We start from the raw sequence: 22,143 nt of genomic DNA on the forward strand, positions 1-22,143 counted from the left end.
TCCCGCTGCACGATGCATTCCACACGCAAACGCCGCCTGCTCCTCGGCACACTGCTCATGCTGGCCGTCCTGGGCGTGCTCCTGAGCGTCTTCTTGAATCCGCTCGCCGCCTGGGGCACCCGGCGTGCACTCAGCGAACTCAAGGGGTTCTCCTCGGACTTCAAGAGCGTTTCCCTGTCGCTCGTTCCGCTGCGCTACGAAATCACCCAGCTGAAGCTCTTCGAGGAGCCCCCCGGCCGCGAGGGGCCGCCGCTCCTCTACGCCGAGCGCATCCAGGCGCAACTGTCGTTCCTGGACCTGCTGCGCGGCCGGGTCATCAGCTCGGTGCGCATCGAGAAGCCGAAGATTTCCTACGTACTGCGCAAGGCGGTGAAGCAGGAGGTCGAGGAGACGCGGGAGAAGCTCCAACCGCCGTTCGAGCGGCTCGTCCGGGCGCTCGAGTCCGTTCCACCCAGCCGCGTCGACCGGGTCGAGCTGCTGGACGGAGAGCTTCTCATCGAGGACCGCCGCGAGAAGGAGCTGCCGTCCATCTGGCTGCACTCGATGGACCTGACGCTCGAGAACCTCGCGACCAACCGCCCGCTGTCGCTCGGCCAGGCGACGATCATCGCCATGAGCGCCACGCTGCAGAAGACCGGCCAGGTCTCGATGTTCCTCTCGGTCGACCCGCTCACGCTGCCACCACACTTCGCCGGCCGCTTCCAGGTGAAGGGGCTCGAGCTCAACGACTTCCATGGTCTGCTCAAGGCCAAGACGGGCGTGGACCTGCCCAAGGGCGTCTTCGAGATGTTCGCCAGCTTCAAGACCGAGCGGGGCCACCTCGAGGGAGGCGTGAAGCCCGTGCTCTCCGGCCTCGACGCGAAGCCCGCGGAGAAGGGACTGGGCGCGCGCATCAAGGCCGCGCTCGCGGACATCGCCTTCGACCTCTTCAAGAGCAACAAGGACGAGGACCCCGAGGGCAAGGAGAAGGTCGCGACCATCATCCCCATCCGGGGCGACCTCAGCAGCCCCGACATCCAGCTCTGGCCCACCATCTTCGGCGTCATCCGCAACGCCTTCGTCGAGGGACTCGCCGGCTCCTTCAGGAATACGCCGCCAGCCGTCGCGGGCGAGAAGCAGAACATCCTCCAACAGGCCGCGGAAGCGCTGAAGCCGAGCGGCGACACACCACGCGCCCAACCGGTGAAGGAGTAGCCCCCCATGCGAAAGACATTGCGAATCACGGCACTCGGCGTCGCCCTCTGCGGCTGTGTGGAGGACCGTGAACAGGCGCGCCAGGAGGCCACCCAGAAGCCCGTCGAGGTGGCGCTCGACCCCGAGGCACTCCTGCAGAAGGGGGCGGTGAAGCGCATCCAGGAGGCGCTCGCGAGGAATGACTTCCGTGAGGAGTGGAAGGAGGGGGTGCTCGATGAGCCGACGAGCACCGCGCTCCAGCGGGCCCAGAAGGCCCATCGCCTGCCAGCCACCGGCGTCCCCGATGCGAGGACCATGGAGGCCCTGGGGCTCGCACCGGGAGACGTGTTCGAGCGCTTGAAGTGACGTCGTCCCGAGGCAGGTGACAAAGACTTCACGCGTCAGGAATGGAGAAACAAGGACGGGGCAGGCTCAGGATGCGCGGCCGCCTCAACTCCTTCCCCTGTGCCGTAACCTGGGAGTGACTTGCAAAATTAAAAACCCTGTGCTTGCGTGCAGCCCACGTGATTCTTCCTCCGGTGGCGTAGGTCGGCGTCTTCAGCTGGCGGGGACCGGATCACGGCATAGAGGGGGGTTACATGCGCACACGGTTGAAACGTCACCTGGGTTCGTTCCGCGTCCCGCCCAAGCAAGTCCGAGCGGCCTACATGACGCTGGGTGCCGCGCTGAAGGCGAAACACACGGATGAGCGGCAGATCAAGCCACCGCCCGAATTCAACATCCGTGATTACACCATCATGCTCCTGCAAATCGGCGCGCAGATAGAGCACGCGTTGATGGTGGAGTATCTCTACGCCGCCTACTCACTGGGCGGCTCCCAGGTTCCCCCGGAACACCAGGCCATGGTGCAGGGCTGGCAGGAGGTCATCCTCGGCATCGCCAAGGAGGAGATGGGGCATCTCATCTCGGTCCAGAACGTCCTGCGCCTCCTCGGTGGTCCGCTCAATCTGGACCGCGAGGACTATCCCTTCAGCAGCGAGTTCTATCCCTTCCCCTTCGCGCTCGAGCCGCTCACCCTGGGTTCACTCGCCAAATATGTCTATGCCGAGATGCCCGCCGACTGGACGGGCCCGCTGGCGGACGAGATACGGCAGGAGGCCGAAAAAGCCGCGAACGGAGGGCAACTCCACCGTGTGGGCGCGCTCTACTCCACCATGATCGAGCTGCTCAGCCCCGCGCAGCCCGGCGAGCGGCCCTACCTGCCGGACTCCGACTTCGACGCCAGCACCTACCCCTTCCAGGCCTCCTGGGACGAGTGGGGGCGCGGCTATCAGGGCGGCGCTCGCGGCCAGACCTTCGCCCGTGCGACGAAGGCGGCCGTGGCGGATACCCCCGATGTGATCGTCAAACCGCTGGCCTCTCGTGATGACGCCGTGACCGCGCTCGAGGCCATCGCCGAGCAGGGCGAGGCGCCCGTGGACTCGGACAACGCTCCCTCGCACTTCGCGCGGTTCCTGAAGATCTACATCGAATACAAGGAGTCCGGTGCCCACAGCGGGTGGACCGCCACACGCAGTGTCCCCACCAACCCGGCCACTCCAGACGACCTGGACGGCGATGGCCAGGTGGGCACCACCCCGGCCACGGCGATCACCCACCCGGAGGCGCTTCTCTGGGCGCACCTCTTCAACCTGCGCTACCGGATGCTCCTCGCCGACATCTCACACGCCTATACCGTTCCGGGGCCACTCTCCCACGAGGGCATGCCCACGGCGCGCGGAGCAATCATCAACGCGACCTTCGGCGAGATGTACAACGTCCGCGCCATCGCCAACATCCTCGTCCGCACCCCTCGTAACGAGACGGGCGATGGCGTCGCCGCCCCCACGTTCGAGATGCCCTACACGCTCGTCCTTCCCGAGGGCGAATACAACCGCTGGAGGCTGCACCGCGACCTGCTGGAGGCCTCGGCGACACTGGTCCGCGACCTCCAGGCCATCACCAGCCCCGAGCGCCAGCAATACCTCGTGGCACTCCAGGGAGCGGATGAGCGTGCCATGCGGACGGTGGAGGCGATGCTGCAGGACAACCCCGGTACCCCACGCGCGAGACGAGGCTAGGAGAACCCCATGGCGATTACAGAGATCCGCATCCTGCCGCCGCTCGCCATCGGGCGGCTCGGCGACTCCGAGACACCGCTGGAGGCCTATGAGCTGCGCGTGTCCGAGAAAGACCCCCTGGGGTACCGGCAGATACACCCCGAGCAGACCCTGGTGGTGAACTCCACCACGGGGGAGATAGAGCACAGCTACGTCCCGGAGGTCATCCGCTTCAAGGACGATGGGCGGATCCGCCCGGTGGCGCCCTTCCTCGAGGTCTTCGTGCGACGCGGAGACGAGGCGGACCTGGTGCCGCTCACCCTCGACATCCTGACGGAGGAGGGACTCAGTCCGGCGGATGTCCACTGGTCGGTGCACGTGGCCAACATCAAGGTCGAGCGGCGCACGGGCCAGCCGGCGGACCGCATCAAGGCCATCCTCGAACCGTTCAATGACCACGCGGCCCACCCGCTGCTGGGCCGCTGCGACAACTTCCACCCTGGGAAGACGTTGCCCCTGGGCTCGGTGCGATACATCAAACCGACCGCCAACTTCCCCGAGATACGCTTCCGCTTCACCCCGGCCCGCGGTGAGGTCTACGGCGCCAGCACCACGCGGCACACGAGTGCCCGCCAGGAGGAGAACGATCCCATCATCAACTCCGAGGACAAGGTGCTCTACGATGCGAGCAGGGGCACCTGGCGCGGATATTCCGAGACCTCGTCCTACAACCCGGCGTACACCAATCCCGCCCAGATCTTCGCGGGATATGACACCCAGGACGGCCGGAGAGTGAGCTGGGGCTACCTGGATGACGAGTGTGATGGCTTCGTCGCCGTGGAACTGCGCACGGGGACTGGCTCACTCAGGGCGATCGGGCACATTGGTGCCGGCCCGCCCGCCTTCTCGCCCGACACCCTGCCCATCCGAACCGTCTACGACGACCTGGAGCAGGCGCTCCTCGGCCCGACGGCGCCGGACGACGTGCCCATCGCGGAGGCGGAGGAGATCGTGCGCAAGGCCTTCGAGACGGTGAGGCTGATGAACACCGCGGTGATGAATGGCAACGCGGTGGACGGCCGGCTCAACGTGGCCAGCACCATGGTGCGCCAGGACACCAACGACTACGGCCGACGCTACGAGCCCATCATGTCGCCAACCCTGGTCGACAACCTCGCCCTCCTCGCGCTGCACCAGCGCGTGTTCACCTCGGTCCGGTCCGGTGCGGCGCCGTGGTTCTACCAGGTGCTGCGGCAGCCAGAGGAGATCGGTGACATGTCCGACGAGGGACGGCGCAAGATGCCGGCGCTGATGCGCGGCGCCGACGGGCGAGCGCTGGCGCTCACGCGGCGGCAGATAGACACCGTTCTCAAGACGGCGAGCCGTGCGCTGTTCGACGGAGAGAGCGAGAGCAAGGGGGACAAGAAATGAAGAAGCTCAATCCCAGGAATCTCACCGCGCAGCTCAATCACCGCGCGACCGGCAACCCCGCGAGCACGCTCCCGGACAGCGCCATCTCCAACTCGTTCCCTGGACTCGAGTTCGACTTCCGCAATCTCTGGCGCAGGATGTTCGAGGGCCTGGTGATGTCGGAGAACTCCAACTACGTCGTCGCCGTGGAGGACGAAAGGCATGCGAACCTGCTGAGACACCGCATGCTTCGCGTCGATGGCCTCCCGCTCGTGACCCAGGTCAAGGGGCCACAGATGCCAGGCGGGGACCCCAATCCGCTCGGCACCGCGCAGAACCCCAGCGCCACGGCCTTCATGGAGTGGTCCAACGCCCTGATGCGCCTGTGGAGCAAGCAGGGCGAGATGGTCGCGTGCGACTTCACCCTCGAGGAGGCACCGGGCGACACCCCCATCCCCTCCGACGGAAGAATGCTCACCGTGGAGCTGAAGCTGCGCAAGGTCTTCGACACGCCCGCGCAGGGCACCTCCGCTCGTGGCGTCGCCCTCAACCCCGAGTTGCTCCAGCCCGGTGAGCTCACTCAGGGCCTGTGCTCTCCGTGGCAGAACGACTACCGCGAGTGCGCCTGTTATTACTGGGCCGCCAGCCGCCCGGACTACGTGAACGTCCGGCCAGACGCGGATGGGAGCAGCCGGGGCGACAATTGGATGCAGAAGCAGCGCACCGGAGAGTACGTCCCCGACAATCGTCAGGACTCACGCCTCTTCTCGTACGACGATCTGTTCAAGCAGTGGCAACGCCTGCTGCGCTTCCAGATCCACGGGCGCGACGCCGACGAGTCCCTGCCGGTGAGCGCCCAGGACAAAGAGCGCGTGGGGAGCAAGTAACCCATGGCGCCTCCGCTGAGCTCCCAGGTGATGCCCATGGGTGAGCCACCCGCCGCACGAGAATTGTTCACGGTCTCGAGGCCACGCACGCGCGACGTGCACCTGCTCTCCGCGGGAGAGAGGCGGCACCTGCTCGTGGTGGACGGCAGCCGCCTGTTCGATGTGGACGAGGAAGCCTTCGCCGCCCTGGACGCCGCGGCGGAGGCGGGCGATGACGCGGCGGTGCAGCGGCTGCTCGAGGCGCTGGGCGTGGACGCGCCGCCGTTCGTCCGGGACGAGCCGCTCGCTTCGGCGGAGGTGACCGCCATCTCGCTCGCGGTCGCGCAGAAGTGCAACCTCGGCTGTACCTACTGCTATGCCCAGGAGGGCGACTTCGGCGGCCGGGCCAAGAACATGCCGCTCGAAGTGGCCCTGCGCTCGGTGGATCTCCTGCTCGCGAGCAAGGCACCCGGCAGCCGGGCCAACCTCGCCTTCCTCGGGGGAGAGCCGCTCGCCAACCGCGACGTGTTGCGCGCGGCGACCCGCTACGCCGCCGAGCAGGCTCGAGCACGCGGAGTACAGCTCACCTTCTCCATCACCACCAATGGAACCCTGCTCACCCCGGAGGACGGCGAGTTCTTCGAACAGTACGGCTTCGCGGTGACGGTGAGCCTGGACGGGCCCCGGGAGGCGCACAACCGCCTGCGGCCCTTCAAGGGCGGGCGAGGCAGCTACGATACGGTCATGGCCGCGGTACGCCCGCTGCTTTCCTCACAACGGCGCATGCAGGTCTCCGCCCGCGTCACCGTGACACCGCGCAACCTTCAACTGCGCGAGGCGCTGGATGAGATGGTGGCGCTGGGATTCCACGGCGTCGGCTTCTCACCGATGCTCCGCTCCCCCACCGGCAAGGACGAGATGCAGGCGGAGGATCTCGAGGCCATGTTGCAACAGATGGTCGACTGCGGACGGGAGTTCGAACAACGCGTCCTCGCCGGTGAACGCTACCCTTTCACCAACATCGTCAACGCGTTGAGGGAAATCCACAAGGGGACGCACCGCCCCTATCCCTGCGGAGCAGGCGCTGGATATGTGGGCATCTCCGCGGATGGGGACGTAGCAGCCTGTCACCGCTTCGTCGGCGACAAGGAGGGCCAACTCGGCCATGCCGACACCGGAGTGGACCCCACGCTCCAGGGACGGTGGCTCGCCGAGCGGCATGTGCACGTGCAGCAGCCCTGCAACCGCTGCTGGGCGCGTTACATGTGCAGCGGTGGCTGCCACCACGAGGTCATCCACCGTGGACGCCCGGCCTGCAACTACATCCGCGGATGGCTGCACTATTGTCTGGACGCCTACCTGCGGCTTTCCCGCGCGAAGCCGGAGTGGTTCGGGATCGTGGCTGGCGTTTGAACCCCATGACCAGCATCCGGACCGACGTGTGCATCATCGGTGGAGGCCCCGCAGGAGCGACCGCGGCGATGAGGCTGGTGGCGCTCGGTCATCGGGTCTGCCTCCTCGAGCGGAGTGTGTCCTCCCAGCGCCGCCCGGGCGAGTCGCTGACGCCCGGTGTCTGGTCCATCCTGGAGATACTCGGGCTGCGGGACCGGGTGGCCTCGGCGGACTTCGCGCTGGGAAAGCGGTCCCAGGTGCGCTGGGCCAGCGAACACGTGGAGCAGGTGGAGCAACGCGGCCATGCGCCAGGCTTGATCGTCGACCGCGCTCGCTTCGACAACCTGCTGCTCACAGCCGCGGCGGAGCAGGGAGTGCACGTGCTCCGGCCGGCGGTGGCGCAGCGGCTCCACCGCCGTGACGGTGGCCATGAACTCCTCGCGCTCCAGGGCAGCGAGGCGTTGTCCATCGAAGCGCGCTTCATCGTCGATGCGAGTGGTCGCGGAGGTTTCCTCCCCGGCGCGCGGCGGCCCACCGCCCCCCGGACCCTCGCACTCCATGCCTATCTGCATGGAGAGAAGCTGCCTGACACCACCCGGATCGAGGCAGTGGAGGATGGCTGGTACTGGGGCACGAAGCTACCGGACGGAACCTTCAGCGTGATGCTCTTCCTCGATCCCGAAACCGTCAGCCTGGCGGGCCGGCGTGGGCTGGAGGCCCTCCTGCGTTCCCGGCTGGCGGCATCCCACCTGTTCGAGGCATGCGCCCGGGCAGAACTCCTGGGTGACATCCGCGCTCGAGATGCGACGGCCTACGCTGATGCGGAGAGCATCGGGCAGGACTTCGTGAAGCTAGGTGAGGCGGCTTTCGCAATCGACCCCCTTTCCTCGACGGGGGTCGAGAAGGCGATGCAGACGGCCTTGTCCGGGAGCATCGCGGTGCACACGCTCCTGGAGAGGCCCGGGAGTGCCCCAGTCGTGCGCTCCTTCCAAGAGCAACGGCAGCACGAGGCCGTGGAGCGGCACGCGGCCTGGGCAGCCGGGCACTACCGGGAGTTGGTCCGCCATGCCGAGAGTCCCTTCTGGAGGAGGCGCGCGGCTCCCGAGGCCCAGCACCCAGCGAGACCCGAGGCGGCACCCAACGTGTCCGACCCCGCCGCCCTGCTGCATGTCCCCGTCATGCGCTCGGAGGGAATGCGACTCGTCGAGCTGCCCTGCATCCGGGGCGACTTCATCGAGCCCTGCCGCGCACTGCACCACCCGAGCCTGTCCAGGGCGGTGGCTTTCCTGGGAGACGTCGAACTCGCGCCGCTGCTCGACGAGGTGGAGCGCGGAGGGACGCTGCTCGACATCGTGCGCAGGTGGACCCCGCGAGTGCCCATGCGCCAGGGATTGGAGATCGCCGCCTGGCTCATCGCCAATGGGATGCTCCACCCGCGCGGCCCACCGAACCCAGGCAGCGGGTAGAGCAGCTCCAGGTTTCAAGGCAGGAGGGGCCTATCGCCGCCTGGAGGGACACACCAGGGCATTCAAGGAATTCGTTCCGGCACCTCGCCGCTGGCTTGCGGGTGCTCGAAGCGTGGGGGTAGCGTCTTCCTGGCAGTCACCACCCAGGAGCTTCCCTCATGCGCATCAAGTCTCTTCTGGCTGTCTTCATCTCGGGCCTCACCCTTTCCCTGACGGCTTGTGGCACCGAGGCCGTGCAGGTCCCGGAGTCCGAGCCCGCCACCGCCGAGCAGCAGCTCTCCGTCGAGGAGCAGAGCACGGCCCTGGTGGGGATCTGCCCGTTGAAGTGGACGTGCAACTACCAGAACTACTACACCACCCAGACCCAGTGCGCCGCCGCATGTGGCGGCGACACCTGCACGCGTGACTACGCGTGTACGGGCACCTGCGTCTGTCCCTGAGGCGCGTCCTCCAAACCCGTCGCCCCCGCGGCCCGAGGGACCCTTGTCCTTCTCCTGCTCGCGGGGGGACCCCTATGAAAAGAGATCCCTTCGATTATGTGGTGTTCGGTTTCGCTCCCGCCGCGATCTGTCTGCTCGGACTGATCCTGGTGTTCTTGCTGGAGCGTGTCCTTCCCCGGACGGCACGCGTCCTCCGCATGGGCCTGCTGTTCGCGCTCGCCGCCACCAGCATGGCGGCGCTGCTCTCGTTCCTCGCCTTCATTTTCACCGATAGACAGTCGCTGGATCCCCTGGGCCTGCTCCTCATGAACATCGCGAGCATCGAAGCCGGGGGCTTGCTGTTTCTCGTGGGGCTCTGCATGGGCTACGTCCGCATGAAACACGCCGCCGATCTTCCCCCCACCGAGAGCTCACCACCCCCGGAGGGACACACCCGGGCAGGGACGAACAAGGACGGGACCTCCCGGCAGGGCACCGTGACGCTGCCCGATGGCCGTACCCTGGCCTGGTCCCAGCATGGCACCCGTGCGCCGACCCTCCTCCTCATCCATGGCTGGTGCTGTGACCAGCGGTTCTGGGATGCGCAGCGCGAGTCCTTGGCCCGTGACTTCACCGTCGTGACGGTGGACCTGGCCGGCCATGGCCTGTCGAGCCGCCTCCCCGCGGGCTCCGCCTATCCCATCGACGCGATGGCTCGGGACGTCGTCACCGCCATCGAGCAGTTGGAGTTGCGTGAACTCATCCTCGTCGGCCATTCGCTCGGTGGGCCGGTCGCGCTCGAGATAGCGATCGCGAGACCGGACCGGTGCCGGAAGGTGATTGGCGTCGAGACCTTCACCGATGCCGCCATGTACCGGCGCAGGCCACCCGCGGAGATCACGGAGCGCTGCAACGCCTTCCGGGCGGACTTTCCGAAAGCGATGACGGCGCTCGTCCGCATGATCACGCTGCACGACGCGCTCGGCTACGGCGTGGCCGACTGGATCGCCGCCACCATGAGCGCTCAAGAGCCCGAGACCGCGGTGGCCGTGCTGGACGCGCTGCTGCGCTGGGACATCGATGCGCGCTGGCCGCTCCTCACCCGCCCCGTGGCGACGATCAACTCCGCCCCCCTCGTCCCGCTCATCCAGCCCATCGAAGGACTGGAGGGCCTGGAGCTCGAGATGATGGAGCGCGTGGGCCACTTCCCGATGATGGAGGATCCTCGCGGCTTCGAGACCCGGCTGCGCCAGCTCATCGGCCGGAACTCCGCCGGGCCCACCTGAAGACCCGGCGGCGCACCACCCGCCCGCTCACAGCCGCACGAGCAGCTCGCGGAGGATGGAGAAGCCCTGGCGGAAGTCCTCCAGCCGGGCCTGCTCGTTGGGCGCGTGGTAGTACGCCATGAAGTCCATGCACGCGCAGAAGTCACAGGCCCGAGAGGAAGAGGGAAGCGTCGCGGCTCTTCAGAACCGGGTCCACATCTGGGCGGCCGAGCGGTTGCAGTCCCAGATCTGCACCGCGGTTCCCATGGCCGTGCCCGCGTTGGACACGTCCAGGCAGAGATTGCTCCCCAGCGCGCTGCGCACCTCTCCGCCGTTGAGCGTCCATCTCTGCGCGGCCGAACCGTTGCACTCCCAGATCCGGACCCGCGTGCCCCACGCCGTCTTCCCGTCGGACACATCCAGGCAGCGGTTGGGAGCGAGGGTGCTGCGCAGCTCCCCACGGACGGTCAGGAACCATTCCTGCGCGGCCGAGCCATTGCACTCCCAGCTCTGCGTGACAGTCCCCTGCGCCGGGTTGCCGTCGGCGACGTCCAGGCAGCGATTCCCGGCCACCCCGCTGCCGAAGCGGGCGCGCGGGCTGTAGAGCGACTCCGCGCCACGGGTGTCCCCATCGGACAGCGAATCTTGCCGCCCGAGGCTCCCTCCCCCATCCCTGCGCACGATGGTCGGCTGACCATTGGAGGAGAAGGCGTAGGCGTCGTAGTGCATGATGGAGCCATAATCGTAGGGGCCCAGGTCCATGCCATCCGCGCCCTGCTGCGCGTAGGTCTGGAAGTTGTGCTCCGTTCCGGACTGGACGTTGCCCCAATTGATGATGATGTGGTTGTCCCGGTCGGCACGGCTCTGCTCGTGCCAGAGGCCCACGGCATGTCCGATCTCATGGATCGCCGCGGTCAGGCCGCATCCACCGGCCAGGTCCACCGTCTGCTCTCCCCCGATCCTGCCAACGTACGAGCTACAGCCAGAACCCGGCCGGAACCGCACGTAGTCCGCTTCCGTCGTGCGCGGCTTGAAGCGCAAGGAGGTCTTGGATTCCCAGTGGCGGATGGCGGACGTCACCCGGCCGCTGTCGGGCAGGCTCCCATCGATGACGTAGGGGACAGTGGCCCCCGGCCAACGCGAGTACGAGTCCGTCCGGGCCACGGACTGGCCGCTTCGGGTCGGCTCCTCCCGCAGGTCGAGCAGGATGTCCCCCTCCAGGACGGCCCTTCCGTCGATCTTCTCGTAGGTGACCGTCTGGACCCCGAGTCCCGGCAACGCCACCCGGGCGGTCACCACTTCACCCGCCTTTCCGGGGAAGGCCTGCTCCGTCTCATGGGAGAGACCACAGCCGCCCAGCAGCAGGGCGCTCAGCGCGGAAGTACTCATGGACAGACGGGCGAATCGAGGATGACGGCGCATGGGGGTTGTACCTTTCGTCGCGGCTCGGTTCGGGTCGAGCGTGAAAGAACCCTAGCAGGAAGCCACGAAGAAGGGCCGCAATACGCGTAATACGCGCAATTCATGCATAAAATAATTATCCGGTATACCTGAACCGGGAGAGGGAGGCAGCATGAGCAGGGATTTACCCCCGCCCAATTCGAGACATCCCGAGCCCTCACCCTTTCGGACTGAGTGGACGGGGGCGCCCACCCACGTCCCGGTTCACCGGCAGTCAGCGCCCGTGTCCCCGCCCGAGCGCCTCCGCGTCCAGCACGGACCCGCGGTGCACCGGCGCGGCACACGGGCCCGAGGCCGCCCTCCTCCTCGCACGACAGACCAACGCCCGTCAGGACGCCTGGCCCGCGCCGATGCAGCGCGAGCGCGTCATGCGCACTAAGACAACCAGGATGCCGTCTTCCCCCCTTGGGAATCATGCTAAAGTCTACTCGTTAGAGCAACGGCTCGAGGAGGAGAGATTGGAGATGCGCCACTTCTTCTCCATGACGACGGCCCTGGTGCTCATCATCCCCCTGGTGGCGGGAGCCGCGCTGCTGCGGGTGTTCCAGAGCTCGCAGGGGGAACAGGCCGTACTGCGGCGCTATGCACTCGTCACCGAGCAAACACTCCGCGCCGAGCGTCTGAACGCCGAAGGGGAGCGCCTGGCCCGGCTGAGCCGCTCGTACCTGCTCACACCCCACCCGGACATCATGAAGGAGGTGGACACCTCGCGCACCCGGTTCGACGCGCTGGTGCGACAGCTCATCGCGGGCCACCTGGATGCGCAGGAGCAGGCGCTGATGGAGGAGATCTCCCGTGCCGACAAGCTCCTGCGGAGCATCGCCCGGGAGCTGCACCAGCAGCGGGGCGCGGGCGTCCCCGTCGATCAACTCCAGCCCCCGCTCACCGGGGAGTACCAGACCCTGCGGGAGGCGTTGGATGGGGCCCTGCGGGTGCTGCTGCGCCATGAGCGGGAGAGGATGAACGCCCTGGAGTCCGAGGCCCATCAGGTGCTCGCCGAGTCGGGCGGGATGCGCCTGGCCGCGGTCACCATCGCCGTGCTCATGCTGGCGCTCCAGGCGGTGCTCGCGATGCGCGAGCTGCACCGGCGGCGCCTCGCCCAGCTCCTCGCCGAGCGCAACGCGGCGGAGCGCGCCGCCTCGGAAGCGCGCTACTCCGGCATCGTCTCGCTCGCCGCGGACGCCATCATCACCGTGGACGAGGCCGGGCGCATCACCCTCTTCAACTCGGGAGCCGAGACCATCTTCGGCCACCAGGCCCCCGAGGTGCTCGGGCGTCCCCTCGACGTGCTGATGCCCGAGCGCTTCCGGGAGCGGCATCACCAGTTCATGCGGACGTTCCGCGAGCAGGGCCTTCAGACCCGGAGGATCGGCGAGCGCCAGCGCGTCCACGGCCTGCGCAAGAGTGGCGAGGAGTTCCCCATCGACGCGGCCATCTCCGGACTCGAGGTGGAGGGCAGACGCACCCTCACGGTCATCCTCCGGGACATCTCCGAGCAGAAGCGGGTGGAGGAGGAGCAACGCTTCCTGGTGAGCGCCGGAGAGCTGCTCTCGTCCACGTCCCTGGACTCCGAGCGCACGCTCTCGCGCGTGGCCCAGCTCGCCGTGGAGAGGCTGGCCGACTGGTGTCTCGTCTACCTGTGGGACGAGGGCCGGGTGCGCCTGTCCGAGGTCGCCCACCGCGACCCCGCCCAGCGGCAGACGGCCTCGCTCATGCGGGGCTTCCCGCTGGACTCGCGCCGCGCCTTCCTCGCACACGAGGTGCTGCTCCAGCACAAACCCCTGCTCCATTCCCATGTCTCCGCGGAGCAGCTCGCGGCCCTGGCCCAGAGCGACGCGCACCTGCGCCTGCTGCGGCGGCTCAACGTGCGCTCCTTCATGGCCGTGCCCTTGATGGTCAACGAGCGGATGTTGGGAGCCCTCACGTTCATCTCCTCGGACTCCGGCCACGTCTACACCCCGAGGGATCTCGAGTTCGCCGAGCAGTTGGGCCGCTACTCCAGCCTGGCCCTGGAGAACGCCCGGCTCTACCAGTCCGCGCGGGACGCCACCCAGGCGAGGGACAGGATCCTGGGCGTCGTCGCCCATGATCTGCGCAGCCCGCTGCAATCCATCCTCCTCGCGTTGCCGCTGCTGCGACGGCGGGCCGCGCTCCCGGGCGGGGTGAACGACGAGCGCCAGGGAAAGCTCCTGGAGAGGCTGTCCGACTCCGCCCATCGGATGAACCGGATGATCGAGGATCTGCTGGACGTGGCGCGCGTGGAGGCGGGGCAGCTCTCCATCCGCGCGAGCCCCCAGCCCGCCGAGCCGCTCCTGCACGAGGCGCTCGACACGGTCCGGCCCCAGGCCCAGGAGGTACAGCTGGTGCTCGAGCCCCCTGGCAGCCTGCCGCCGGTGCTCGCCGATCGGGACCGGTTGCTGCAGGTGTTCTCCAACCTGCTGGGCAACGCGTTGAAGTTCACCCCCTCGGGAGGAGAGGTCCGGGTGGGGGCCCATGCGGAAGACGGGCAGGTGGTGTTCTTCGTGAAGGATACCGGCCCCGGACTCACTCCCGACGCCCAGCAGCACCTCTTCGAGCGCTTCTGGCAGGCGAACCACGGAGATCGCCGGGGGGCCGGGCTCGGGCTGTCCATCGTCAAGGACATCATCGAGGCCCATGGAGGGAGGATCCACGTGGAGAGCGAACAGGGCCAGGGCAGCTCCTTCTTCTTCTCCGTGCCCATCGCCCTCACGGCCCCCTCACCCTCGAGCCCCCTGGGCACCGTCGGCCCGTTCTGAGCGGGCGCGTGGCTCAAGGGGGCGACGGAGTCGTGATGCGGCAGATGTCCGACACCTCCAGCCCTCGCGCCCGTGCCCAGGAGAGCAGCGCGGCGTCCGCTCGGAACACGGGATCCATCGCCCAGCCCGGCGGCACGTTGCCCGAGTAGCCATTGAGGGTGGGGACACCCCGCTCGAGGGCGGCCCACATCGCGTCGATCTGGTACTTCCACGAGGGCGCGTGCTCCTCGGCCGGGCCGTAGAAGAAGCTCTGGCAGCCGGGCCCCACCCGAGCCGCCAGCCGCTGCACGTCCGCGCGCGCCGCCGCCGCGTCGAAGGTGCCCCCACTCACGCCCTGCTCGAGCAGACACACCCCGCCCAGCACCAGCACGCCCCACGCCCTGCCCTCGCGAGACAGGCGCGACAGGAAGAGGGCCAGCCCCACGGAGGCCGGCAGCAACAACCAGACGCCCATCCGGCAGACGGCGCGGATGGCGCTGGCGCCCGGGACGCCGTGGAACACCAGCCACCAGGGCGTCAGGCCCCCGCGGTAGCGCGTGGCGAGCAGCACGGTGACGAGCACCACCCCCAGCAGCAGCCTCACCGCCGCGCGTTCCCGGGCGCGCCACAGCCCCGCCCCCGCCAGCACCAGCGTCAGCACGCCCAGCCCCACCCGGTGCTCGCCCTCCACGGGAATGCGCGAGAAGGGCTTCAGCCGGCCCATCCAACCGTAGAGCCAGCTCGAGTCGCCCATGTGGAACCAGGTGGCGAAGCGCGGCACCATGCCTTCCGCCTCGCCGAAGGAGCGCGGCCCCACCTCCCGCATCGCCGCCAGGCTGTGCTGGACGATGGGCACCAGCGCCACCAGCCCCACCACGCCCCACAACACGAGCACCGGCCCGTGCACACGCAGGCCCCGCCACAGCCGGGCACGGGTGTCGGAGAAGCCGAGCGCGACGAGTCCGGTCAGGGCGAGGAAGAAGGCCAGGAACCAGCCCCAGTAGAAGCCGGCGTAGAGCTGCGCCACGCAGGAGGCCACCAGCAGCGCGCCCCATGCGGCGCCAGCCCGGCGCGACATCTCGGGCCGCGTCAGGGCGAGCAGCGCCCCCACCGCGAGCACGCTGTAGAACTGCGGCAGCAACTGGGGGTGATTGGCCTGATGGATGCGCGAGGCCCCCGCGGCGAAGAGCACCGCGCCCACCATCGCCGCGCTCGCGGACGCCCCGAACCCCCGGCGCAAGAGCCACAGGGCCGCCAGGAAGTTGAGCGAGGTGACGGTGAACTCCCAGAACAGGAAGGCCGTGTCGGGAGGCAGGCCCACGGCACGCCAGAGCGCGTACAACGGCAGCACGCCCAGCAGCGGATCCGAGTAGGCGATGGTGTTGGTGGCCGGGTGGAAGAAGGGCGCGTCCCAGAAGCGCGCGTGCGCGGCGTCCCCGCGCAGGTAGCGGAAGCCATGCTCGAGGACGTAGTGCACGAAGCGCGCGTCGCCCTCGTCCCCCTGGGTGAGCCGCAGGCCCGACAGCCACACCGCATGGTGCGCCAGCATCAACGCCAATACCCAGCCCACGAGCCCCCAGAGCAGCGGGGAGTTCCAACGGGAGGAAGCTTCAGGCGAGCGCGAGGAGGGAGTCGACATGACGGGCGCGCGCACTGTTAGCACCTTCGGGGGCCTCGCGGGAGATCGCGGCCAGGGGTGCCCCCTCCTCCGCCGGACCGCAGGAGTCGTGAATCCAGAGTCCAAACGAAGTATTGATGCCAACGGTACGCGTCTCCATGCGCATCGCAAGTGCATACATCGAAAGGGCAGCCAGCTTCATGATGAAGTCCTCGAGCAAGGCGTTGGCATTCTGGCTGTATCTGTCTTCCGTCCGGTAGGTTTTCCTGGAGACACCGGAGCGCTGACCTGCCGTGTCGTGGCCGGAGCATCGGTGAACAGCCATGCCATTCCTGGCTCCTACGCGGGCTGCTTGCAATGAACATCAAGTTTCTCCACTGACAGCCCCGCACGGCCGGTGATTTCCACGAAACCGCCGGCCGTCTTCCGGCTGGACAATCTCCCGGGCTTGGGATGATGGGGAGGCCGCATGGAGACCCAGGATCCCGAGCCCATCTTCCCGCAGGAACTGCGTGACGCCTGGCCCGCGCTCTCCCGCGATGAGCGGGTGGAGAGCTTCAAGCTGGTGCCCCACTCCACCGCGGATGACTTCTTCCTGTCGCTCTCCGCCCAGGAGCAGGCGGATCTCATCCTCGCGCTCGGTCCGGGGGAGCGGCGCACCTGGCTGCGGCTGCTCGCCCCGGATGACGCCGTGGACGTCATCCAGGCCACCCCGCCCGCTACCCGCGACGCGCTCCTGAGCGAGCTGGACGACACCACGCGCCGCGAGGTGCATGCCCTGCTCGCCTACGCCGAGGACAACGCGGGCGGCTTGATGAATCCCCGCTTCGCGCGCGTGCGGCCGGAGATGACCATCGACGAGGCCATCAGCTACCTGCGTCGGCAGACGCGCGAGAAGGTGGAGACCGTCTATTACGCCTACGTGCTGGATCCCCAGCAGCACCTGCTCGGCGTGGTGTCCCTGCGTCAGCTCTTCCAGTCCGCCTCCGACAAGCGCGTGGAGGACGTGATGAGCCGCGACCTCGTCACCGTCTCCGAGCACACGGATCAAGAGGCGGTGAGCCGGCTGTTCGCCTCGCAGTCGCTCATGGCCATCCCCGTGGTGGACGCCGAGCGGCGCATGAAGGGCATCGTCACCGTGGACGACATCGTCCAGGTGGTGCAGGAGGAGGCCACCGAGGACATCCAGAAGGTGGGCGGCATGGAGGCCCTGGACGCGCCCTACTTCGAGGTGGGCATCCTCTCCATGCTCAAGAAGCGCGCCGGGTGGCTGCTCGTGCTGTTCCTCGGCGAGATGCTCACCGCCACCGCCATGGGCTACTTCGAGGATGAGATCGCCCGCGCCGTGGTGCTCGCGCTCTTCGTCCCCCTCATCATCAGCTCCGGGGGCAACTCGGGCAGCCAGGCCACCACGCTCATCATCCGCTCGCTCGCGCTCAACGAGGTGCGGCTGCGCGATGTGTGGCGCGTGGCCCGGCGCGAGGTGATCGCGGGCGTGGCCCTGGGCGCCACGCTCGGGGTGGTCGGGATCATCCGCATCCTCGTGTGGCAGCACTTCTTCGGCTCCTACGGGGAGCACTTCGTCCTGGTGGCCCTCACCGTGGGCCTGTCCCTCGTGGGGGTGGTGACGTGGGGAACCCTCTCCGGCTCCATGCTCCCCTTCGCCCTTCGCCGCCTGGGGTTCGACCCGGCAAGCGCCTCGGCCCCCTTCGTGGCCACCCTCGTGGACGTCTCTGGACTTGTCATCTACTTCACCGTGGCCAGTCTCCTGCTGCGAGGAACCCTGCTCTGACGTTATCCAGGGTGGTTCCTACACCCCCGGAGGACACATCCATGAGCACGAGCACCCTCACCAGTGAGCTGTGGGCACCCCAGACGCGCCATAACCCCCTGCCCTTCTACGCGCGCATCCGCCAGGAGGCCCCCGTCGTCCGGATGATGGATCCCTACTTCCAGACGCCGGTGTGGATCGTCACCCGCTACAAGGAAGCCGTGGAGCTGCTGAGGGACAGCCGCTTCACCAAGGATGAGGACAAGCTGCCCGAGAACTCGCCGTCACGGCGCACGCGCATCGACTCGCTGGCGGCCATCAACCAGCACATGCTCTCGGCGGATCCCCCGGACCACACGCGCCTGCGCACCATCGTCTCCAAGGCCTTCACCCCGCGCCGCGTGGAGGAGCTGCGCCCGCGCGTCACCGCCATCGCCCAGCGCCTGCTGGACGCCGCCCAGCCCCAGGGCAGCATGGATCTGCTCGACGCCTTCGCCTTCCCCCTGCCGGTGACGGTCATCGCCGAGATGCTCGGCGTGCCCGCCGAGGACCAGGACCAGTTCCGCGAGTGGACGAACCTCATCATCAACCCGCCGCTCAATGGCGACGTGGAGCCCATGAAGAAGGCCGGCATGGAGTTCCTCCAGTACTTCCAGCAGCTCATGGCCCGGCGCCGGGACGAGCCGCGCGATGACCTGCTCACCGCGCTCATGACGGCGGAGGAGCAGGGAGACCGGCTGTCGCCCGTGGAGCTCGTCAGCATGCTGTTCCTGCTGCTGGTGGCCGGCCACGAGACGACGGTGAACCTCATGGGCAACGGCGTCTGGGCGCTGCTCAAGCACCCCGAGCAGCTCGAGCGGCTGCGCAAAAACCCCGCCCTCATCGACTCCGCGGTGGAGGAGATGCTGCGCTACCGCGGCCCGGTGGAGACCACCACCTACCGCTGGGCGATCCAGGACACCGAGCTGCACGGCCAGGTGATTCCCGCGGGAGAGGCGGTGCTCGCCTCGCTGATGGCGGCCGACCATGATCCGGCGCAGTTCCCCGAGCCGGAGCGCTTCGACATCACCCGCGAGCCCAACCGGCACATCGCCTTCGGCTTCGGCATCCACTTCTGCCTGGGCGCGCCCCTGGCCCGGCTCGAGGCCACCGTCGCCCTCAACCTGCTGCTCGAGCGCATGCCGCGCCTGCGCCTGGCGGTGGACGAGCGCGAGCTGCGCTGGCGCGACGGCATCCTCGTGCACGGCCTGCAGCGCCTGCCCGTGGCCTTCTGAGCGCTCGGCCCCGCGCGTTCATGACAGGATGGACGGCGCGATATGTCCATCCCCTGTCCCTACTGCCAGCACCCCTTCCCTCCCGGCGCCCAGTCCTGTCCGGGCTGTGGCGCCTCCCTGCTGCTCGAAGCCATCCCGGGCGGCACCCAGCCCGTGTGCGCCGTGCACCCCACGCTGCGCGGGCTCGGCACCTGCTCGCGCTGCGGCACGTTCGCCTGTGCCCGGTGTCTGCGGGCCGGTCCCCAGGGGGAAACGCTCTGCGTCCGCTGCCACCAGTTGGAACCGGACGCGCCCCTGCCGTGGGATCAGCGCGAGGAGCTGGGCCTGTGGCGCGCCTTCTGGAAGACGTTCGTCCAGGTGCTCCTCCAACCGGGCACCTTCGCCCAGGCCCGCGCCGAGGGCCGCACGAGCGACTCCCTGCTGTTCGCTCTGCTCTGCTCGCTGCCCGCCTGCTTCATGACGGGCCTCACCTACATGCTCATCTTCGTCGGCCTGCCCTCGCTGATGGAGGCGTTCCCGGACTCGAGCCAACCCACGGGCGATGGCTCCGGAGCGGTGTTCATGCGCTGGACGGGGGTGGGCATGTTCGTGGCCACCGTGCTGCTCGGGCCCCCGCTGTCCGTGCTCATGACCCTGCTGGGCACGGGCGTGGATCACCTCGTGCTGCGCGCGGGCGGCGTCACCCGGCCCTTCAGCGTCACGCTGCGCGCCCACTCGCTCTCCGAGGCCGCCTGGGCGCTGGGGATCGTGCCCTTCATCGGCACGCAGGTGGCCCCCTTCTGGGCACTGGTGTCGCGCTTCTTCGCCTACCGCGGGCTGCACCGCACGACGACCGGCACGGCGCTCGCCGGGGCGCTGATCGCCCCCCTGGCCACCTGTTGCCTGTGCGGCGGAGGCTACATGGCCCTGATGCTCGCCATCTTCGGCCTCGCCGCCCAGAAGTAGGTAGCGGGGTAGGCGGAAACGGGCTCAGGGCACCGAGCCCGCCGAGGTGGCACGGGAAGCCCCCGCCGAGAAGCCCAGCACCGGCAGGGGCAGGCCCACGCCGAAGAAGAGGTAGCCCCGGTCGCGGAACACGTTGTAGCCGTAGCCCACCTGCACGAAGTCGCGGAAGAGCGCGAGCGTCACGGCGGCGCCCAGCTCGGGCGTGCCGTCCTTGTCGAAGTCCAGCGCGGACAGGTTGGCGCCAATGCCGGGCGTCAGCACGTTGTTCCAGAAGCCGCTCGTGCGCGAGGCGCCCTTGAAGAGCACGCTGTAGGCGGGCGCCACCTGGAAGCGGCTGGTGGAGGAGCCCCCCATGTCCCGGGGCTGCTGGGCGAAGATGAGGCCCACCACCGTCTCCAGGTGCACGAGCACCCGCTGGAGCTGCAGGTGCCGCACTTCCAGCTCCTGGGCGGGGCGCTCGCCGCGCCGCAGGGCGAACTTGAGCACCACGGTGTCTCCCGGCGCGCGCCGTCCCGCGTCCGCCAGGTCCAGGGTGGTGCTCTCGGGCAGGTCCTCCAGGGCGAGCCGGAGCACCTCCGCGCCCAGCTCCAGCGCCGCGGTGTGGATGGACTGCGCGCCCGCGAGCGTCTGGAACACGGACGTCAGCGTCTGGAGCACCGAGCCCACGTCGGTGGTGAAGGTCTGTCGGCACTCGGTGAGCTGCTTGAGCAACCGCTTGCCCACCTCGTCCAGGCCCGCGGCCTGGGCGTTGAGCGCGGTGAGGAGCACGGAGAACTGCTCGACGCTCTGGCGGGTGCGTCGCGCCGCTTCGTCCAGATCCTCGTTGGTGCCGATGAGGAAGTCCGCCGAGGAGGCCGTGCTGGGGGGCGCGCGGTACTTCGCCGCGAGCCCATCCATGAAGACGCCATAGGACTCGAGCTGGGCCCGGGTGGTCTCCGCCGCCGCCCGGAGCCGCTGGGTGGTGGGATCCTTCCCCCGCAGGAAGGCGTCCAACTGCTCGCGCAGCGCGCCGACACACGCGCGCGTGCTGGAGAAGAGCTGGGCGAGCCGCTCCCGCGCCTCGGGCCCGAGCGCCCCGGAGAAGCGGCGTGACTGGAGGTCGCGCGCGAGCTGATCGGCCTGGCGCAGCTGGGCCTTCTGCTCCTCGGAGAGGAGGATCTTGAAGCGCTCGATGTCCACGCGGCCCTGGGGCTCGTAGGTGTCGAAGTTGGGCAGGTGGACAGGACGGCTGCCCTCCCCCCGTGTCGTCACCCAGGCGCCCATCTGCACCGAGACGCCCTCCTCACGCAGCACCTCCTCCAGCTCGCCGCGCAGCCGCCGCGCCTCCTCCGCTCCCACCTGGGTGATGGTCGCGTAGAGCTGCTCGATGGAAGCCCCCGCGTTGCGCTCCAGGGCGACGTTGAGGGCCTCGCGCAGCCGGGCGCGGCGGGGGTCTCCGCCGGACAGGGAGCGGTGGGCGTACTCCATGACCTGGAGCGAGGACTGTCCCCACTGGCGATAGGCCCCCTGCAGCTTCGCGTTCGCCGCGGGCGTCCCCCCCTCCCGGGCCCACTCCGACAGCGCCTGCTCCAGGGGCTTGAGGCCCGCCCCCGCCCCCTCGTTCAAGAAGGACTGGAGCTGGAGCAGATCCTGGACGAGTTCCTGGCTGGAGGAGCCCGGCGCCGAGGCCTGGACACGCTCGAGCAGCGCGGCGCGGTCCACCCCGATGTTCAACGTGCTGCTGATGTCGAGGATGGCGACCCCCGGCCCCACCACATGGGAAGCGCCGTCGAGATCCCTCTCCTCGATGCGCAGCAGGGTCCGCGCGGGGGCTGGCGCCGCACCCAGGGACACCGTCAGGGCCCACGCCTTCAGCAGCATCATCATGGCAGCACTTCCGCGCGCATGTAGGCCAGGTTCACCCGGAAGTTGTCCGCCGTCTCGCTCGAGGAGATGACGTCCTGGATGGAGTCCCCCAGCGACAGCACGAAGGCGCGCGCCTCCCCACCGAGCACCGCCTGCTTCAGCCCCGCCGTGCTCTCCTTGAGCTGGGCGATGTCGGCCTGGATGGCCGACAGGTTCCGCGCCCAGATGACCCAGCGCGGCTGGTGTTCCGTTCCCGCGAACATCCCCGCCTTGGACACCAGCGCCTCCCGATCGGGACCGCTGCCCAGCACGACGAAGAGGACATGGGGCCGATCATGCACCCACTGGCGGAAGAGATGGCTCGCCGCCTGCGCGTCGTCGAGAGGCAGGACAGTGGTCTTGCGGAACTCCATGGCGTGTTC

The 22,143-nt window shown here is 68.6% G+C and carries 18 protein-coding genes; 13 read left to right on the forward strand and 5 right to left on the reverse strand.

Features of this window, described 5'->3' with window-relative positions:
* Positions 1-12: 12 nt before the first annotated feature.
* The 9 genes from F0U63_RS43575 (at position 13) to F0U63_RS43615 (ending at position 10,072) form a co-directional block, all read left to right on the forward strand.
* On the forward strand, positions 13-1,194 hold the full coding sequence (locus F0U63_RS43575; protein WP_395840316.1) for a DUF748 domain-containing protein: 1,182 nt from the start codon (positions 13-15) through the stop codon (positions 1,192-1,194).
* 6 nt (positions 1,195-1,200) lie between these two features.
* Positions 1,201-1,539, forward strand: coding sequence for a peptidoglycan-binding domain-containing protein (locus F0U63_RS43580; RefSeq protein WP_395840319.1), 339 nt, complete (start codon positions 1,201-1,203; stop codon positions 1,537-1,539).
* Between the two features lie 233 nt (positions 1,540-1,772).
* Positions 1,773-3,254, forward strand: a complete 1,482-nt coding sequence (locus tag F0U63_RS43585; protein WP_395840321.1) for a ferritin-like domain-containing protein — start codon at positions 1,773-1,775, stop codon at positions 3,252-3,254.
* Positions 3,255-3,263: 9 nt separating this feature from the next.
* Positions 3,264-4,664: a hypothetical protein gene (locus F0U63_RS43590; protein ID WP_395840324.1), complete on the forward strand. Its 1,401-nt coding sequence runs from the start codon at positions 3,264-3,266 to the stop codon at positions 4,662-4,664.
* A complete protein-coding gene (locus F0U63_RS43595; protein WP_395840326.1) occupies positions 4,661-5,530 on the forward strand; it encodes a hypothetical protein in 870 nt (289 codons plus the stop codon). Before F0U63_RS43590 ends, F0U63_RS43595 begins: the two co-directional genes overlap by 4 nt.
* A gap of 3 nt (positions 5,531-5,533) precedes the next feature.
* The gene (locus tag F0U63_RS43600; RefSeq protein ID WP_395840328.1) at positions 5,534-6,922 is read left to right on the forward strand and encodes a radical SAM protein; all 1,389 of its coding nucleotides are present in this window, start codon (positions 5,534-5,536) and stop codon (positions 6,920-6,922) included.
* A 5-nt stretch (positions 6,923-6,927) separates the two neighbouring features.
* Positions 6,928-8,367 (forward strand): NAD(P)/FAD-dependent oxidoreductase, encoded by a 1,440-nt coding sequence (locus F0U63_RS43605; protein ID WP_395840330.1) that lies wholly within the window; start codon positions 6,928-6,930, stop codon positions 8,365-8,367.
* Positions 8,368-8,525: 158 nt separating this feature from the next.
* The gene (locus tag F0U63_RS43610; protein WP_395840332.1) at positions 8,526-8,807 is read left to right on the forward strand and encodes a hypothetical protein; all 282 of its coding nucleotides are present in this window, start codon (positions 8,526-8,528) and stop codon (positions 8,805-8,807) included.
* Between the two features lie 74 nt (positions 8,808-8,881).
* Entirely contained in the window at positions 8,882-10,072 is a 1,191-nt protein-coding gene (locus tag F0U63_RS43615; RefSeq protein WP_395840334.1) for an alpha/beta fold hydrolase, read from the forward strand.
* Positions 10,073-10,252: 180 nt separating this feature from the next.
* On the opposite strand, the gene F0U63_RS43620 is transcribed toward F0U63_RS43615, so the two are convergent.
* Positions 10,253-11,440, reverse strand: a complete 1,188-nt coding sequence (locus tag F0U63_RS43620) for a M12 family metallopeptidase (RefSeq protein ID WP_395840336.1) — start codon at positions 11,438-11,440, stop codon at positions 10,253-10,255.
* 536 nt (positions 11,441-11,976) lie between these two features.
* On the opposite strand from F0U63_RS43620, the gene F0U63_RS43625 reads away from it, so the two are divergent.
* A complete protein-coding gene (locus tag F0U63_RS43625; protein ID WP_395840338.1) occupies positions 11,977-14,289 on the forward strand; it encodes an ATP-binding protein in 2,313 nt (770 codons plus the stop codon).
* 13 nt (positions 14,290-14,302) lie between these two features.
* Here the strand turns inward: F0U63_RS43625 and F0U63_RS43630 are convergent, their stop codons facing one another.
* Together F0U63_RS43630 and F0U63_RS43635 are read right to left on the reverse strand one after the other, a co-directional pair.
* Complete coding sequence (locus tag F0U63_RS43630; protein ID WP_395840340.1) at positions 14,303-15,907, reverse strand: hypothetical protein; 1,605 nt, start codon at positions 15,905-15,907, stop codon at positions 14,303-14,305.
* On the reverse strand, positions 15,879-16,211 hold the full coding sequence (locus tag F0U63_RS43635) for a hypothetical protein (RefSeq protein ID WP_395840343.1): 333 nt from the start codon (positions 16,209-16,211) through the stop codon (positions 15,879-15,881). Before F0U63_RS43635 ends, F0U63_RS43630 begins: the two co-directional genes overlap by 29 nt.
* 144 nt (positions 16,212-16,355) lie before the next feature.
* On the opposite strand from F0U63_RS43635, the gene mgtE reads away from it, so the two are divergent.
* Genes mgtE through F0U63_RS43650 form a run of 3 tightly spaced genes read left to right on the forward strand, consistent with a single transcriptional unit; the run spans position 16,356 to position 19,876 of the window.
* On the forward strand, positions 16,356-17,678 hold the full coding sequence (gene mgtE, locus F0U63_RS43640; RefSeq protein WP_395840345.1) for a magnesium transporter: 1,323 nt from the start codon (positions 16,356-16,358) through the stop codon (positions 17,676-17,678).
* A gap of 41 nt (positions 17,679-17,719) precedes the next feature.
* Positions 17,720-18,931, forward strand: coding sequence for a cytochrome P450 (locus F0U63_RS43645; RefSeq protein ID WP_395840348.1), 1,212 nt, complete (start codon positions 17,720-17,722; stop codon positions 18,929-18,931).
* A gap of 42 nt (positions 18,932-18,973) precedes the next feature.
* Positions 18,974-19,876: a YIP1 family protein gene (locus tag F0U63_RS43650; RefSeq protein ID WP_395840351.1), complete on the forward strand. Its 903-nt coding sequence runs from the start codon at positions 18,974-18,976 to the stop codon at positions 19,874-19,876.
* Between the two features lie 24 nt (positions 19,877-19,900).
* Here the strand turns inward: F0U63_RS43650 and F0U63_RS43655 are convergent, their stop codons facing one another.
* Together F0U63_RS43655 and F0U63_RS43660 are read right to left on the reverse strand one after the other, a co-directional pair.
* Positions 19,901-21,742: a hypothetical protein gene (locus F0U63_RS43655; RefSeq protein ID WP_395840354.1), complete on the reverse strand. Its 1,842-nt coding sequence runs from the start codon at positions 21,740-21,742 to the stop codon at positions 19,901-19,903.
* Positions 21,739-22,134 carry a hypothetical protein gene (locus F0U63_RS43660; RefSeq protein ID WP_395840356.1) on the reverse strand — a complete coding sequence of 132 codons (396 nt, stop codon included), beginning with the start codon at positions 22,132-22,134 and terminating at the stop codon, positions 21,739-21,741. The genes F0U63_RS43655 and F0U63_RS43660 overlap by 4 nt, the downstream gene beginning before the upstream one ends.
* Positions 22,135-22,143 lie beyond the last annotated feature (9 nt).

This window comes from Cystobacter fuscus (genome assembly GCF_044360685.1).
GTDB lineage: Bacteria > Myxococcota > Myxococcia > Myxococcales > Myxococcaceae > Cystobacter > Cystobacter fuscus_C.